Source organism: Bradyrhizobium sp. 62B (assembly GCF_030272265.2).
In the GTDB taxonomy this organism is placed as follows: domain Bacteria; phylum Pseudomonadota; class Alphaproteobacteria; order Rhizobiales; family Xanthobacteraceae; genus Bradyrhizobium.
On record NZ_CP092842.1, the window covers coordinates 581,708 to 598,554 of the forward strand.

8 protein-coding genes and 2 pseudogenes are annotated in these 16,847 nt (G+C 61.1%); 6 read left to right on the forward strand and 4 right to left on the reverse strand.

What is annotated here, in order from left to right; genetic code table 11:
* Window positions 1–1,341: 1,341 nt before the first annotated feature.
* Both ML401_RS37650 and ML401_RS37655 read right to left on the reverse strand, forming a co-directional pair.
* Window positions 1,342–2,172, reverse strand: coding sequence for an ATP-binding protein (locus tag ML401_RS37650; protein WP_285812913.1), 831 nt, complete (start codon window positions 2,170–2,172; stop codon window positions 1,342–1,344).
* A gap of 445 nt (window positions 2,173–2,617) precedes the next feature.
* Window positions 2,618–3,650: pseudogene (locus tag ML401_RS37655) on the reverse strand (IS630 family transposase); the annotation flags it as partial.
* A 1,666-nt stretch (window positions 3,651–5,316) separates the two neighbouring features.
* Between ML401_RS37655 and ML401_RS37660 the strand changes: the two are divergent.
* The 5 genes from ML401_RS37660 to istB (ML401_RS37680) all read left to right on the forward strand — a co-directional run bounded on the left by ML401_RS37660 (window position 5,317) and on the right by istB (ML401_RS37680) (window position 12,606).
* Entirely contained in the window at window positions 5,317–6,381 is a 1,065-nt protein-coding gene (locus tag ML401_RS37660; RefSeq protein ID WP_285812914.1) for an IS110 family transposase, read from the forward strand.
* A gap of 1,176 nt (window positions 6,382–7,557) precedes the next feature.
* Entirely contained in the window at window positions 7,558–9,108 is a 1,551-nt protein-coding gene (gene istA / locus ML401_RS37665; protein ID WP_285812915.1) for an IS21 family transposase, read from the forward strand.
* Window positions 9,109–9,125: 17 nt separating this feature from the next.
* The gene (istB, locus tag ML401_RS37670) at window positions 9,126–9,902 is read left to right on the forward strand and encodes an IS21-like element helper ATPase IstB (RefSeq protein WP_285813395.1); all 777 of its coding nucleotides are present in this window, start codon (window positions 9,126–9,128) and stop codon (window positions 9,900–9,902) included.
* 362 nt (window positions 9,903–10,264) lie between these two features.
* Window positions 10,265–11,767, forward strand: coding sequence for an IS21 family transposase (gene istA / locus ML401_RS37675; protein WP_285813396.1), 1,503 nt, complete (start codon window positions 10,265–10,267; stop codon window positions 11,765–11,767).
* A complete protein-coding gene (istB, locus tag ML401_RS37680) occupies window positions 11,764–12,606 on the forward strand; it encodes an IS21-like element helper ATPase IstB (protein WP_076832955.1) in 843 nt (280 codons plus the stop codon). The genes istA (ML401_RS37675) and istB (ML401_RS37680) overlap by 4 nt, the downstream gene beginning before the upstream one ends.
* 1,449 nt (window positions 12,607–14,055) lie before the next feature.
* On the opposite strand, the gene ML401_RS37685 is transcribed toward istB (ML401_RS37680), so the two are convergent.
* Both ML401_RS37685 and ML401_RS37690 read right to left on the reverse strand, forming a co-directional pair.
* Window positions 14,056–14,262: a cold-shock protein gene (locus ML401_RS37685; protein WP_128929882.1), complete on the reverse strand. Its 207-nt coding sequence runs from the start codon at window positions 14,260–14,262 to the stop codon at window positions 14,056–14,058.
* 1,522 nt (window positions 14,263–15,784) lie between these two features.
* The gene (locus tag ML401_RS37690; RefSeq protein WP_376717418.1) at window positions 15,785–16,018 is read right to left on the reverse strand and encodes a hypothetical protein; all 234 of its coding nucleotides are present in this window, start codon (window positions 16,016–16,018) and stop codon (window positions 15,785–15,787) included.
* A gap of 308 nt (window positions 16,019–16,326) precedes the next feature.
* On the opposite strand from ML401_RS37690, the pseudogene ML401_RS37695 reads away from it, so the two are divergent.
* Window positions 16,327–16,588 (forward strand): annotated as a pseudogene (locus ML401_RS37695) (transposase); the annotation flags it as partial.
* Between the last annotated feature and the right edge of the window lie 259 nt (window positions 16,589–16,847).

Consider the following 16,847-nt stretch of genomic DNA (forward strand, 5'->3'; position numbering starts at 1 on the left):
TTTGTGGGGACGTCGTCGTGGGGAGCGCGTCACCTAACAGGGAGATCGTTTCGAGAGCCCTCCAAGATGCAGCAGCATTCCGATTGAAACTTGCCAGCAAACGCTGGAGCTGTTGAAGGAGCTTCCTACCGAATCGCTCACCGACGGGGTGACCGACGCAAACGACATGAGCGGGGAGGACAGCGGTGAGCAAGAACACGCCTGAGCACGCTCCTCGCCGGGCCGCCGTGCACGTTCGTCAGTCGGCGGACGACCAGGTTATCAACCACCGAGTGGACCGCGCCGGCAGTAAGGCTTAGGTGACGGTGCGCGGCAGCTTGGCTGGAGCGAGGTGAGCGTGATCGACCATGATCTCGGTCGCTTTGGTGGTGGCACCGCGCGTCGCGGGTTCGAGAAGCTGCTCGCCGCATTTGCGAAGGGCGAGTTGGCGCCGTGGTTTTGATTGAGGCCTCTCGGCTGGCCCGCAGGGCAGGCATCGTCATACACTCCTGGATTGAGACCACGAAGCAAAAGGCGCGCAGGAGTGAACTCTTCCATACGATATCTCACGGTCTCTCATGATCGGATCGAGAACGACCTAGCGCGACGGTCAGGGTGAGAGCGTATGTGGAGGCTCCCGAACGTGCGGTGGTTGCCCCGTGCAAATTCGCCCCCGGGGGGAACGGAGGAGAAGGCCGGCCGTGGAGCTGGCCGGGGTTGCGCAATGACCGGCTCCTTTCGTTACTAGGCATTTGCGACGTCGTCAGTTCGTGCTGTGCTGACGGCCGATGCAAGCAGCAGCGCGTTCGCCTGCTCGTTTCGCGAAGATTTAAGGCGACGCTGAAGGGTTAGCAGGAGCTTGTAAAATAGAGTATCCTGCGTGCAGTTTGGACAGAAGCTCGCTGCTCATCCGCCATGGTTCGGCTCCGCATCATGTTTGAAGTGCGACGGTCACACTAATGACGGGAACGATCAAGCTACGTACTCCTTCCCGGGTATTCAAAGCTCGAAGACCGCTGTTTTGATCAACGCGTCCGTGCTTCGGTAGCGCCAGCGGAAGGCCCGACGAAACGTGCCGCGGGGTGACCGTACCCCCGCCAGAGGTTCGTCAGGATCAATGGAGCGTAGCGTACGTTTGCCTCAGGCGGCAGGGCTCCATTGTCCGTCCCCCGGGTTGACACCCGGATGACGCGTGCCGAGCCACCACCTTCCGGCCGAGCTATTCGGGTCCTAAAACAGGATCAGCGTCGCCATAGCTTAGGAGTAAGACATCATTCTTTGTCCTCGCTCTCGCAGTCGAAGCGATTCTGACGCATGCTATTCAACCTTTCGAACACTGATCGCTCATTCTGGCCACAGAGCTTAATGCCAATGATCACTTCTCGCAGATGTGCTATATCGTTTGGTTTGCTCGACCCAGCGGTCGAGCGTAGCATCGTCAAGCGATGGCTCCTTGGCTTTGAAGTAGGCGCGGCGGGTCTGGGCGGACGACATACCAACTTCCATGATGGTGTCAAAGCGAGAAGGGCGATCGACAAAGCGCCTGTCCAGACGGTCAGGGTGGTTGGTGGTCGCAACGTGCAGCACGTTCGCAGTTTGCGCGTTGCCATCGAGCAACGCAAGAAAGTGCTCAGCGCCCCATCTTTCCACGAGCGCGTCCAGATCCTCCATAACCATGACCACGGGCCGCTCGGGCTCAATGCGACGCAGTAGACCGACACACGCGCTAGCCAGTTGCGGGCGATCGATAAAGACAACTACGCCATTATGATCTCGGACAACGACCTGTGTCATTTGTCCGATTGCGCAGGTCTTGCCACTACCGGGAGGGCCCCACAGGAGCATGCCGCGCTTGTGCGTGAAGCCGTACTCGACGTACTTCTCGCGCAGAGCCCAGAACTTGTCGAACTCGACCAAAAGCCTCTCCGCGGCGGTGTCCGGCAAGTTCAAGAGCGTGTCAGTTACAGTCGGCACCTTTTCGAAAAAAACGGTGCAACTATTTTCGCGGCAGCGATAAGCACCTGCTGGCAATTCCAAGGAAGCGTCAGAGACTGGGAGGAAGGTCGTGCCGCTCCGCGCCCACAGCGCAGCATTAAGATGGAATTCGTGATCCATGTACTGGTCCACGCACTCGTCGACGCACTCGTCCACGCACTCGTCCTTGTTCTCGTTTACGGAGAAGGCCTCTTTCATGTACTTCCTCGATTGTTAGATGGAGTGTCAGAGTAAAGGGGCAGCAATAGTCGTGCCATCGCAAACGAGGTCCGTATAGCGACCGCGATCCTGACCGGCGGCAGTCACGTGGCTGGTGAAGGGAAGGCTTATGTATTCACCCGTTGCGACACCGATGTGTGGCTAATTCGACAGACATGTCCGAAGTCGACCAAGCAATGCCGCGGCGTTCTTGTTTTCAATGAAGTATCACTTCGGCATTCAGTGGCCTGGCCGTTGCGAGCAGTTGGGCGGTCTGGCCAGACTTATCCTCGTGATCGTGAGTCGACACATTCTTGCCTCGATTTCGTTCGGCGGGCCGAACTGTGTTTGGTCGCTCTTCGAGTACATGCCCATGATTAACGTTATGGCCAAATGCGCAGAGCCCCAAACTGGGTGCTGCTGCCAGTCTAGTGTCCTGAACCAGAGCATTGGATCGGCAGAAGCGCTCGATTGAATTGGTCCATGGAAATGGTTTGGGATCGGCGTTGTGCCGTTCGATGAATGAAGCGATGTCGGCCCTGACGGCGGCAACGCTCCGATAGACGCTGCGCCTGATGTTCTTGTCGGTCAGGAGCGCGAAGAAGCGCTCCTGATTGAGCCATGACGAGCTGGTCGGGGTCAGGTGCACATGCCAACGCGGCCTTTTAACTAGCCATCGCCGGATCAGCGGGGTCGTCTGCGTGGCGTAGTTGTCCATGACGAGATGGACGTCGAGCCGGCGCGGGCTCGGTCTCGTCGAGGAGCTGGCAAAAATTCGGCGGCGCGGTGAAGTCGGTAGCATTTCCCGATGACCCGTCCGGTCGCAATATCGAGGGCGCGACCAGCGAGGTGGTGCCATGCCGTTTGTAGTCATGGCTCCTTCGGGCCGGCCGGCCAGGTCGCATCGGCGACATCGGCTGGCTGCGATCCAGAGCCTGGATTTGGGATTTGTCGCTCACACACGGGACGATGGCGTGCTGCGGCGGCGAGACGTAAAGCCGACGACGTCGCGGACCTTGGCCAGGAGGTACGGGTCTGTCGAGAGCTTGAACGTCTCCATCCGATGCGGCTGGCCCGAAGGCCCGCCAGATGCGTTGAACCGTCGACACCAACAGACCGCTCGCCTTTGCCATGTTGCGGGAGCTCCAATGCGTGGCGGGGCAGTTCTCCAGCGTTCGCACGGTCACGACTTCGATGCGGACATCATCAACCGTGCGCGGAGCCCCCGGAACGCGGCTCGTTGTGAAGCCCGGCCACGCGCTGCTCTACAAAAACGGTGGCGCGACTTGCCTACCGTCCCGCCGCTCCAGGCGCAGCTTGGCCGCCACTTTCTTGTTCTGTCCTCCCTCCGCGCAGGTCAACACAATCCGGGCTTTCAGAGCCAGCGCCTGCGCCGTGTTCCGCCGCTTCGTCAGTGACGTCAGTGCGGCACGCTCGTCATCGCTCAATATCAGGGGCGCAAGTCGCTGGACCGACATCAAATCCTCCGTCGCTATTCCAGCACCCAGCTCTGGCACAACCAAGCGAATCCAATGCGATTTTACGATTGCGAACTTGTGAGTCAGGACAGTAGTCATCTGGAATGCAGGTTCGTCACCGCCGGCGAGCTCGCTCGACGGCTCACGGCTTTGTTACGGGGGCAAAGATGCTTTCGGTCTCGATCAATGGAGCGTGGATACTGCGAGGAGCGAACTGGCCTCGCTTGCGCAAGAGATCGACCGCGACATTGCAGCTGTCGCGCAGCCATCACCCAACCCTGGAGCACTATCCCCATCGACGGGCTCTTATGGTCCCTGCTGTCCGGAACGGAATCTCCGCATCGATAAGTGTAGCCTCTGCCGAGATTAGGTTGCGGCGCGGTGAGTAGGCCTCGGTGTGCTGACGTCGAGGCTCGATGTGGACGGCGGCAACTAACACAAGTCCAAATAGCGGCCGATCGATCAAGTTGCACGGTCGTCGGCGGGCTCTCTTTGTCAGGTGCGGCAGTTGCCGCGCCGTTGATGGCCGCAAATCAGCCGGCCTGGATGTTTAATCCTCTCTTCCTCAGAACAAGGAACCGGCACCCGGCGGCACGCCGCACCCGGGTCATCAGGGTCCCAGGGAGTCTCCCGGGCGGGGGGCTCCTGCACGGCTTCCGGTGGGCCCTCTTGCGTGCGGGCTGAAGCAGTGCCTACCAACAAAAGCAGTGCGGCCGTAGTCAAAAGCGCGCGTTTCATCCGGTTTCCACTAGAACAGATACGAGAACTCCACAGCCAAATATGCCATCCCAGGTGCTAAGGAGTAGCCGGCGTTGGTTCACCAGAGGTCTCGACCTCATTCCGGGATCGTACAATGTGACGCTAGGTGCGATTCAAGCCTTTTCATAACGGAGGCACAAAGTATCAAACTCACATCGCTTAGGTCAGCGCTCCCGACGGCATCGAGCGGAAGGGCGTGATTGCTGCCGGCCCCAACGTAGTGCCCGTCCTGCCGATCGGCCTGAGCTTGTCGAAGCTCGGCGAACGCGTGACATAGACGCCGCAGGAGAGTCCAGCTCAGCTACCATCTCCACCATTGTGCGGCGGCTGGTCTTGGCCATGAACAAGGCCCAGTCGATGGCGGCGTCCACAGGTTTGCTGATCGCTTCGGTTTGTGCACTCTTGCCGAGCTTGTCCGAGATCGCCCAGGATACCGGAATAGCGCCAGCACGGCGATCAGCAAAGCATGCTCTGCGTGCTCCATGCGTCCATGTGCGGTCATGAGTTCTTCGTAACTCGACAGTCACTCGCAACAGGCATGGATAGTGTTGCCGGAGCATGTCGGCGCCGGCGATGCACCTGGATGCAGACCTCGATCCGGCACTGGAGATGAATGCCGACGTATACCTGCATGACTGACAGCGAGATGGCCAAGACATTCCTCGACAGAGCGACGCCCCGGAGTGCCTAGACGCCACGTGTTCCATGCGTTCTCTTTTACAATTGCTTGCCGCCTGGAACGTCGTTATCAGGTTCGAATAAACTCACGGACATATTGGTCATCGCAGAGCCTGATTCTCCCGATATCGACGGCATGTTCGCCTCCTCTTCCGAGCTCCGCTAATGGGCCTCCTGCCCCCGCCAGCAAGCGAAGCTGGTAAGGGGCGGCAAAGACAAGGAGCACACCATGTCTCAGACACCCAATACCGCGATCGCCGTGATCGGCATCGATATCGGCAAGAACTCGTTCCACGTCGTGGGCCACGATGCGCGCGGCGCCATCGTTCTGCGGCAAAAGTGGCCGCGTGGGCAAGTGGAGGCGCGGCTCGCAAATCTGCCGCGTTGCCTGATCGGCATGGAAGCCTGCGTCGGCGCACATCACCTGAGCCGCAAACTCGCATCGCTTGGTCACGATGCGAGGTTGATGCCGGCCAAATATGTCCGCCCCTATAGCAAGGGACAGAAGAACGACTTCAATGACGCCGAAGCGATTGCCGAAGCCGTGCAGCGCCCGACGATGAAGTTCGTGGCGACCAAGACCGCGGAGCAACTGGATCTGCAGGCGCTGCACCGGGTGCGCGAGCGGCTGGTATCGCAACGCACCGGCATCATCAACCAGATTCGCGCGTTCATGTTGGAGCGCGGGATCGCCGTGCGCCAGGGTATCGGCTTCTTGCGCACCGAACTGCCCACCATCCTTGCGACGCGCGCCGATGCCCTGTCGCCAGGCATGTTGCGTGTCATCGAGGAGCTGGCAGGCGACTGGCACCGGCTGGATCAGCGCATCGATGGCCTCTCCGGCGAGATTGAAGCATTGGCCCGTCAAGATCAGGCATGCTCGCGCCTAATGACGGTGCCTGGCATCGGGCCGATCATTTCGAGCGCCATGGTGGCCGCGATCGGCACCGGAGACGTATTCTCCAAAGGCCGCGACTTCGGCGCTTGGCTTGGACTGGTGCCCAAGCAGATCTCGACGGGAGACCGCACGATCCTCGGCAAAATCTCGAGGCGCGGCAATCGCTACCTGCGCGTTCTGTTCGTGCAGGCGGCGTGCGTTGTGCTGGTCAGGATAAAGAACTGGGAAAGTTATGGGCTCAAGTCCTGGATCGAAGCCGCCAAAAGGCGGTTGCACCACAACGTGCTCGCGATCGCGCTCGCCAACAAGCTTGCCCGCATCGCCTGGGCGGTGCTGGCCAAAGGACGCGCCTTCGAGCTGACGAGGACTGACGATGCAGGCGTCCGACCCGCTTGATCCTCGCGCCGTGCTGGGCGCGGTCAAGGCGCAGCCTGGCAACGCCGGAGCCAGCCGCAAGCCAAGCGCGACGGCTGGCCTTGACCGCCCCTGCGCGCGACGCGATCGACGTTCTGCGGGCCGGGACGAAGGAACGGCCCTTGGCTCGAACAAAGGAACTGAGCAAAATGAGGAGCAAGCGATGACGTAAGCCCCTATCGATAATTTCCAGCCGAGGTCTGCGAGAGGATGAGACGAGATGGAGGTTCGGTCTTCCCGGCGCATGCGAACACTGGTGACCCGAATGGTCCAATCGAGGCCTGTCCGCTAACGAGAACGCACGCGCGCTGATATCCATGGTGGCCGGAGCAAATGCTCCAATCAAAGGCCGGATACATTGATGCAAGACCGCTCACCGCCAGCTCGGCGAAACCACTTGCAACGCACGGCCGGACCATACATCGGGGTCATTTATATTGCTCCTTGCTATAGATCCGCTTCACCAGTAGCCGACAGTTTCGTCTCGCCGGTCGGTCACAAATCCGGGCAGTCGTACTGGCGATAACAACAGTGGCGTCCGTAACAATCGTGCCTATAACCGTGGCAGGGATATGCGCGGAACGGGTACGACCGCGGGCCGGTATGGTACGGACTGCAGCCATAACTGACCGGAGGGTATCCATAAGGCGGCTCCGCATATACGCAATAAGGGCCATAACAGCCGCCGCTCGTACTTGCGCCACGGAAGAGTTCGGCTCTTGCAAGACTGGAGATCCTCCGTTCGCAGTTGCAGTGAGAGACAGGGGACATCGTGGTCGTGCCTCCAGGAAAGGCCTGCACGACTCCGACACTCCTCGGCATCGGCGCTGCCGTCGCCAGCCCCAACTGGACAACCATCAGGACTCCCACCACCGTACAGCTCAATAGGGACTTCCAGCTGCTCATCGTTCGACTCCTTATCACGGTCGTTTCGACAGTCGGCTCCAAGATGTCGTCAAAAAGCTCCCGCCTGGCGGCCTGCGCAGCCAGTGCTGCGTGTTTCGGCAATTTTCGGACACCGATTTCGGTAATTTGCGGACAGCGATTTCAGTAATTCCCGGACAGGGATTCCGCTAAATCGCGGACAGTTGCGGGAGGTTGGTTTTCGGGAGCGCCGTTCAGGCAATGTTCTCTCTCAAGCTGAGTTTGAGAGGGGCAATGCCGAGACGGAAGCAAGCGAAACGAACCACTGTGAAGGACCTACGATCGATCCTGAGGCTGACGTACGAGCAGGACCTGTCGGTTCGGGAGATCTCGGAACGGCTGCAGATCAGCAAGAGCTCGGTTGCCACCTACCTGCTGCGGGCACGCGAGGCGGGCTTAAGCTGGCCGTTACCGCCGATTTACGCGAGCGAGGCGGCGTTGCAGCGGGCTCTGTTCCGGCGGGTCGGGCGGCCTCCGCAGGACTTGAGTGAGCCTGAGTGGCCGCGGGTCGCGCAGGAGCTCAAGCGCAAGGGCGTGACACTGACGCTGTTGTGGCAGGAATACCGGACGGCGCATCCCGAGGGCTATGGTTACACGTGGTTCTGCGAGAAGTTTGACGTCTATCGGCGCCGGGCGAACCCGACCTTCCGTCATCGCCACGCGGCGGGTGCAGTTATGCAGACCGACTATGCCGGTCCGACGGTGGAGGTGATCGATCCGCAAACCGGCGAGATCCGTCAGGCGCAGATATTTGTCGCGGTGCTCGGGGCCTCGTCGCTGACCTTCGCTATGGGAAGCTTCGGTCAGCGACTACCAGATTGGATCGAAGGCCAGACCCGAGCCTTGTCGTACTTCGGCGGAGTTCCCAAGGCGATCGTCTGCGACAATCTGAAGGCCGGGGTCGTCAAGGCGTTGTGGTTCGAGCCGACGCTCAACCAAACCTTTGCCGCCATGGCCGAGCACTACGACACGACGATTTTGCCGACCCGCAGCCGCAAGCCCCGCGACAAGGGCAAGGTTGAAGGCGCGGTGCTGATTGTTGAGCGCTGGATTCTGGCACGGCTGCGCCATCGGCGGTTCTTCAACCTGACCGATCTCAATACTGCGATCGCCGATTTGCTGGAGGAGCTGAACCATCGGCCGATGCGCCATATCGGCAAATCCCGCCGGCAGCTGTTCGAGGAGATCGAGCGCGCTGCGTTGACGCCGCTGCCGGGCGAGCCGTTCGAATACGCCGAATGGAAAACGGCGAAGGTCCACCCCGATTATCACGTCGAAGTCGACAGGACCTTTTACTCGGTGCCGCACCGGCTGATCGGCCGTCGGGTGGACGTCCGGCTCACCTATCGGGCCGTCGAGATCTTCCAGGATCACCAGCGTATCGCCAGCCATGTACGCCGTTCCCAGCGCGGCGGCCATGTCACCGTGAACGAGCATATGCCCAAGGCCCACCAGCGGTACGCCAATATGACGCCGGCGAGCTTGATCAAGATGGCGGCGCGGATCGGCGTCAACGCCGCCACGCTGGTCGAGCGGATGATGCGTGAGCGCCCGCATCCCGAGCAGGGTTATCGCTCCGCCATGGGGATCATCGCCCTGGCGCGGCGTTACGAGCGCGATCGGCTCGAAGCGGCCTGCGAGCGGGCACTCGTCATCAACGCAATCAGCTACTCCTCGGTGAGCGCGATCCTCAAATCCGGGCTCGACCGCGCGAGCCCTGCTGCCGCCCCCGTCAAAGCCACCCCCTCGCACGCCAACATCCGTGGTGGGGGCTATTATCAATGAAGGAAAGGAACATCGCGATGCTGACCCACCCGACCCTCGACCAGATGCAGGCGCTCGGCCTTGCCGGAATGGCGGCGGCCTACCGGCAATTGGCTGAACAGGACAATGCCGCCGATCTCAGCCGCGACGAGTGGCTCGGCCTGATGCTCGATCGCGAAGCTGCCATGCGCGCCGACCGGCGCCTGACCAATCGGCTGGCAGCAGCCAAGCTGCGCTTCGTCGACGCCTGTATCGAAGACGTCGACTTCGCGTCCCGCCGTGGCCTTGACCGGCGCAACACCCTGCAGCTGGCGCAAGGCGCCTGGCTGAAAGCCCATGAGAACTTCATCATCACCGGCCTGACCGGGACTGGCAAAACCTGGCTGGCGTGTGCCTTCGGACGCCAGGCGGCCAGGTTCGATCATTCCGTCCTTTATTTGCGTATGCCGCGCCTGTTCGAAGACCTCGCCATGGCCCGTCTCGATGGTCGCTTCCCGCGCCTCATCGATAAGCTCGCACGTGTCCAGTTGCTCATCCTCGACGACTGGGGCACCCACACCCTCAATGACCAGCAGCGCCTTGATCTCCTCGAAATCTTCGAAGAGCGCTACAGGCGCAAATCGACCTTGATTACCGCTCAGCTGCCCGTTGCCCAATGGCACGATATGATCGGCGAGCCGACCATCGCAGATGCTATCCTCGACCGGATCATCCACAACTCCCACCGTATCGCCCTCGAAGGCGACAGCATGCGAAGGAAAAAAGCTGCGCGCCCCTTGACCGACGTCGAAAACAGCGAAACGAATACCAACTGACTTCAACAACAAGGCAACCAAAAGCCAGCGCCGCCACGCTGTCCGCGATTTAGCGAAACTGCTGTCCGTCAGTTAGCGAAACCGCTGTCCCGTTTTTGCGAAATACGCAGCCAGTGCTGCTGATCCAAATATTGGCTGCTGCGCGGCGGCGATCAGGGTGAGACTCCAGCGACAATCAAGGTGAGACTGCGCCGATGGGGGCGGACCGAAGGGAGGGCGTAGCCCGACCGGAGGACCGTCCCCATCGGCGTCGCGCGTTTTTGGACCCGTCTGGCGGCCGGGTGCGGCTGGTGCAAGCTGTTGATTCGTCTCGACAAGAGGGAATCGATGCCTTGCCTGGCCTCCACATCACCGACCACCAGATGAGGCTGTACATGACCTACCGACAGACACTGCCCCCCGAGGCCACCGCGGCCAAGGCGGGGTTCTCGAAGGCAAGCGCGTATCGAATCGAGGGCGATTGTCGCCCGCCATCGCAGAAGAAGACGCCGAGGGGCCGGCGCCGGTCCGATCCGCTCGCGCAGTATTGGGAGGCCGAGATCGTTCCGATCCTGAAGGCTGCGCCCGGCATCCGCGTGATCGGCGTGCTGGACGAGCTGCGCCGACGGCATCATGACCTGAACCCGAACATCCGCCGCACGCTGGAGCGGCGCATCAACGCCTGGCGGGCGCTCAACGGCCCCGAACAGGACGTGATCTTCCGCCAGCAGCACGAGCCCGGTCGCCTGGGTCTGTCCGACTTCACCGACGTGAGCGCGCTCGGTATTACCATCGCGGGTGAGCCGCTCGATCACCGGCTCTATCACTTCCGGTTGGCGTTCTCCGGCTTCGAGCATGCCCATGTCGTGCTCGGCGGCGAAAGCTTCGTCGCCCTGGCGGAGGGCTTGCAGAACGCGCTGTGGGCACTTGGCGGCGTGCCGCGGGAGCATCGCAGCGACAGCCTGTCGGCAGCGTTCCGCAATCTGGCCGCCGACGCACGGGAGGATCTGACGCAGCGCTACGCCGGGCTGATGGGCCACTATGGCATGGCGCCAACGCGCAACAATGCGGGCATCGCACATGAGAACGGCTCGATCGAGAGCGCGCACGGCCATCTCAAGCGGGCACTGGAAGATGCGCTGTTGCTGCGGGGGACGCGCGACTTCGCCAGTCTCGATGCGTACCGGGCTTTTGTCGACGAGATTGTCGGCCGGCGCAACGCCAACCTCGCCAAGTCGATCGCGCTCGAGAAGGAGGCATTGGCGCCGCTGCCAAAAGGCCGCACGACCGACTTCGAGGAGAAAGTGATCCCGGTGACGTCGTCAGGCGGCTTCATCCTGCGGCGCGTGTTCTACACCGTGCCTTCAAGATTGATCGGCCATCGCCTGCGTGTGCGCATCTTCGACGACCGGCTCGAATGCTTCCTTGGCGTCACACCGGTCGTGACGCTGCGGCGCGGTCGGCCTGTGTCCGAGAGCCAGGGCGGTCATGTCGTGGATTACCGGCACGTCATCCATGCCCTGCGGCGCAAGCCGATGGCGCTCCTCAATCTCGTTTATCGCGACCAACTCTTCCCGCGTGCAGCTTACAAACGTCTGTTCGAGACCTTGCGGGAGCATGGTGATGACCGGCGCGCCTGCAAGGTGACGGTCGAGCTTCTGGCGCTGGCTCACGAGCGCGCCTGCGAAGCAGAACTCGCCGAGGCGATCGCGATGGATCTGGACGCCGGACAGTTACCTGATCTTGCCGCGCTGCGCGACCGCTTCCGGCCCGAGGCGGCCTCGATCCCGCGTGTCGCCGTCAAGCTGGCGCCGCTCGACGTCTACGATGAACTCGCCTCCGTCAGCGTCATGTCGGGCCGCTCGAACCTGGGAGAGGCAGCATGACCGGTATCGCTACCTCCGTCGATGCTGCCCGTGTCGAGCTGCTTCTCAATGAGCTCCGCCTGCCGGGCGTCAAGGCGATCTGGCCGAAGCTCGCCGCACAGTCGGACAAGGAAGGGTGGCCTGCCGCCCGCTTCCTCGCCGCCCTTGCCGAGCACGAGGCCGCCGATCGCACCCGCCGTCGGATCGAGCGACACATGGTGGAAGCGCGTTTGCCCGCCGGCAAGACGCTCGCAACCTTCGACTTCGAAAGCGTGCCGATGCTATCAAAGGCACAGGCGATGGCGCTCGCCGCCGGCGACGCCTGGTTGAAGGCCGGCGCCAATTTGCTCTTGTTCGGTCCACCGGGCGGCGGCAAGACCCATCTCGGCGCGGCGATCGGCCTGGCTCTCGTCGAGAACGGTTGGCGCGTTCTCTTCGCGCGAACCACTGATCTGGTGCAACGGCTGCAGGTCGCGCGGCGCGAGCTGGCGCTGGAGTCCGCGATCGCCAAACTCGATCGCTATGACCTCCTGATCCTCGACGACATCACATATGTGAGCAAGGATCAGGCGGAAACCAGTGTGTTGTTCGAGTTGATCGCCGCCCGCTACGAACGACGCTCGCTGCTGATCACGGCCAATCAGCCATTTGGCGAATGGGGGCGTATCTTCCCGGACCAAGCAATGACGTTGGCTGCCATCGATCGTTTGGTCCACCACGCCACGATCCTCGAGATGAACGTCGAAAGTTACCGTCGAAAAGTTGCCCTCGATCGCAAGCGCGGTCCAGGCCGGCCGCCTGTTCACACTACCCCAAACGAACTCGACAAGACTTTGATTGACGCTGGCAGCGCCGCTTGATTGTCGCGCAGCGTCAATCAACGCTTGCCAAGTCGACGGCCAGCGTCAATTATCTCCTGACTCGGCCGCCTCGTCTCATCTTGATTGACGCGCCGCTCTCATCCTGATTGTCGCGCTATAGGCTGCCGGCAATCAAGTGCCACAGCCACATGATCGCTACGCTACTTTCCTACCCCAATGCCAAGACGTATAGCGCTTGCTTGGCGAACGAAAGCAGCACTCCACCGGCTGCGAGAGCGGCCACGCAGAGTGCCAAGATCACCGCGCGCTCCATGCTTTACCGTTTTAGGCGGTCGTGAGCGCCCGGAGGTGGGATCGGTCGAACAGTATCTTGGATAATGGACGTATTGGTCAGCGCGTAGCCTGATCTTATTGATATCGACCGCATCTCGAGCACGCCTTCTCCGCCATTTACAATTCCCCTCCAGGGCCAAATAAACCTCCCCGGAGTAGCTCCGGGCAAGCCTCTCAAGGAGAGGATCAGCAAGTCCGATGCCATCGGCGGGAGCATGACAGTTCTGACACGTATCAATGAGTTAGGGGATTCTGAGCACCATTGCGAGAGCGTCGCGACGCCATGTTAGTGCGACAACTGTCCCGAGTCTGACAGACGGGGACGTCAGTTGCGTTCTGGTGTTGATCCCATAATCAGACGTAGCACAGCTGCCCTCACTCTACAGCAGGCCTGCCGCTTCAGCTGGAGCATCGCGTTCCTCGCACCTTCGCCGCCATCGGTCAAAACGAGCCAACTGTGGCGCCTGAGCCGCTCGTGCAAGTCGCGTCCCGGTATAGGCAGCGTTCTTTGCTGCCAATTCAGCGACAACCGGCGGCCACACTCGCTCGCGGACATCGAGTCAATCGCGCCGACGGGCGCCTAGATCAAGCCCCCATAGTTACACGCTCACAAGACGTGGCTTCGTTCGATCCAGCGTCAAATAGGTCCCGTGCTGGACTTGCGGCGAGATCTGCGAGCGAGCGTCGACAATGCCGGCTCATACGAGGAGTCCCCACCGCGCCCTGCCTCCCGCCTTGGCACCGATACGCTCGACCAGCGCTCTTCACACGCGGCCGGGCCGAGTTCTACTTGAAGAGCGTCGCCCACAGGCAGCCGACCATCTCGCGTGCAATGGCGGTGGTGACGATCACCCCGGCTTTGCTGGCCGCCGACAAGGGGTGATAGAGGATGCACAGCTTGACCTGGGCTCTTTGCCCGCTTGTTGATTGGTCGTCGCGATTAGGATGATCCCTAAGTTGCGAACTTCCTCGCCGCGCACTCCTTCGGCCATCGCAACCGAAATCGTCGCCTTGTGCACATCCAGCCCTACGAAAATGCTATGGTTCATCAGGCCCGCTACCCATGCTTGAGGTTCGGCGCCGGACCATCCGGCGCAACCCTCGATAGGAGCTTGCCGCGGGGCCGCCCGTCACCTCACAGGGCGGACAAAGGGTCTAGGGGATGCTGAGGTCCTCTGCAAAGGTTCGGCCTGCCGCACTGGTCCTGAGCTCGTAGCAAATTCGTATGCCTTCGGCTAAGTCGCTTCTTCCGGCTTTTGCGACCGCGCTGGCGTGTACGAATACGTCCGGACCTCCGTCATCCGGTCTGATGAAGCCATATCCCTTCCTTGCGTTGAACCATTTCACGATACCTGTTGCCATGTGTCGAACTCCAGCGTCTTCAGAAGCTAACAAAAAGTACGCACTCAGCCAGCGAAGCTCATGCCGCACGCAAGGGACCTGTAGAACAATGTAAGATTGCTAAAGAAGGTAAAAAACCGTCGGTATGCCATACAATTGCGTATCTCACTTGATGTGCTCGCTTGTGCTCCATGAAAAGTGCGATCGCGGCGCGACAAGATTGCGGACTTTGGTGCACCGTCAGCTTGCCGTTGCTCAACGCAAGGCGTCATTATCGCATGTCCGAGCGACGCAGGTAAGAGAGTGAAAGGTGGTGGTGACCGTCATTCGCCGTCAGGCGCACCGCTCGGCGCAAAGCGGTCGAGCAAGTGCGCCGGTCGGTTTGGATGAGATCTACGGCGGTGAAGGCGGACACGGCGCTAGTGGGGGCAGCTGTGGCCGCTCGCATGGAATCCAAGCGAGAGCTCATGTCGCTACTTCGGATATAAGATGCACCGCCGCTTGCGATTGCAGCGCCTCGGCGCCAAAGTGTTGGCAGAAGTATCCTGACAAAAGTCATCGAGCACCTGTTCTCGCGAGACCAATGCATCTATTCTCATTGGCCGTTAAGCAAGTAGCGTGCCGCGCCTTATGACAACGCGACCAACTGCCGACTAGGTTGCTCTGCCTTTTTGGTTCTGGTGATGTAGGAGTGTGGGAGAGACTATGCTCCTGCTCGCAGCATTGCCTCGGCCGCAGAACATTTGGGCCGTTGCCCAGAAGCTTGAGAGTGACGCTCAATCTCCTGAGATAGGTCCTGGCGCTATGAGGGAGAGGCTCTTGCCGCATGTAGGCGGTCCATGACGGTATGCGCGGCAGCAGTTGCAGCGCCCATGCTGCCATCGTTGGACATCTAACATGGGCATCTGGCGCAAAACTAACAATAATCGTACTGCCTGGTGTTAGATCAAGCGCACCGTTGCTGAAACCCGGCGGGCGCGCGCTTGGCCCGACAAGTGGCGCGGACGATCTCGGGGACCGCGAGCAGGCATGCCGGCGCCCCGCGCCGGAAAGAGCTGATCGCTGCGTACAAGCTCATGCCGTCTCCGGCGCTCATTGAAGGGAGTATTCTGTCCTTCAAGCTGATTACTGCTGGGTACGTGAGAGCTGCACTGGTCGGCGGTCGTGGTCGAGTAGCTCAGCCATTCGGCCTTCGCCCTCACAGATCCGGGCGGGCCGATTTCCCGCACTCGGCTCTTCTCGAGGGTAACCCGCGTCATATCCGCGCCTGCGTCCAAGTGCGAGTAATGCTTGGAACGGCCAGACGGAAGCGAGTCGTCAGGGCCTCGAACTCCGCCCAGCCCATGCGCCGGCCTTTCTGACTGCGCCGTCTCAGGCAGCGCAGCCAGGTCCGACGCACCTCCCGGTAGAATGTCAATCGGCCTGGAGCACTTCGGGATCAGGTGCGCGTGCAGGATCGATTGCACCTCGTTCTTGAGCCGCGCGATGCCGCACGACCTCGTAGCGCCGCGCCGCTAGCCGACGCTTGCGTTCCGTCTCTGCGTCAGGCGTCCGGATCTGCGGCAGGTGCCGCGGGCGCCTGCAGACACGCGAGTGTGCCGGCATCGATCTTGTCGGTCTCGACTTGAGCCTGGGCGATCGCCTTCACCTGATGCGAATTGGCGACAATCACGCGTGTCACGAACGACGCCAGAACCGGCGACACCGCCACTCTGTTGGCGGTCGCTTCGACCACCACCGCATCACTGGCCAGCAGGGTCTTGCCAAAACCGTCCAACGCAGTCCGCGTCTATATCAATACGGCCCGCATGTCGGAGGCTGCCATCCTCCCAAACCACCACCTCCCCGAGGTTCGGACGTCGATGTCAATCACCCGTCGCACTTGCACCTCCTGCCAAATCAGACCACATGACGGGAGCTACGGGCGACACGACAACTACGGATGCGCGCTCTCAGCGCAACCGGGCTGGTCGCAGAGGCGGCCAGCTACTAACCCGAGCTCGTGGCTGATCGTATGCATCGGCCTGCCCGCACCTTGGTGCTCCCGGTGCCTCTCTCCCGATGGTTGCACCATACGCCACTATCTTGAATATCGCAGCGGGACATCGGCACCGAGAAACTCTAATACCGGTTACCAATCCGATCGAGCGCCTCAACGGCAAGATCAAGCGGCGATCCGAGGTCGTCGGCATCGTCCCTAACGGAGACGCAATCGCCGACCTAATCGATGCGACCCTGTCGAGCAGAACGACGAATGTGCGGTCCAGGCGCCCGCTACATGACGCTGGAAAGCATCGCGCCATTAAGCGATGAATTCATCGTCGGTCTGCCCGACGTGGCAGGCTGATGCCTTCCGACCCGCCTGCCGGAAAATCGCAGGTAACCTACCGTCAGCTACACCATGCCCCGGCAGGATGCTGGCAGCGGAGCTTGCGTCAATTGGATCGAACGTCTCTTCGTTTCTCAGCATTTGAGGCGCGGTATCTACCCGTCGAGGAGCGGCCTAGGCATCAACACGGCGATCTTGTGAGACGAAGTGTTCAAGCGTCCCACAGAATGCTCGCCGATGGCATCGTATGGTTCATCAGTGCAGGGTTGACCAAGCA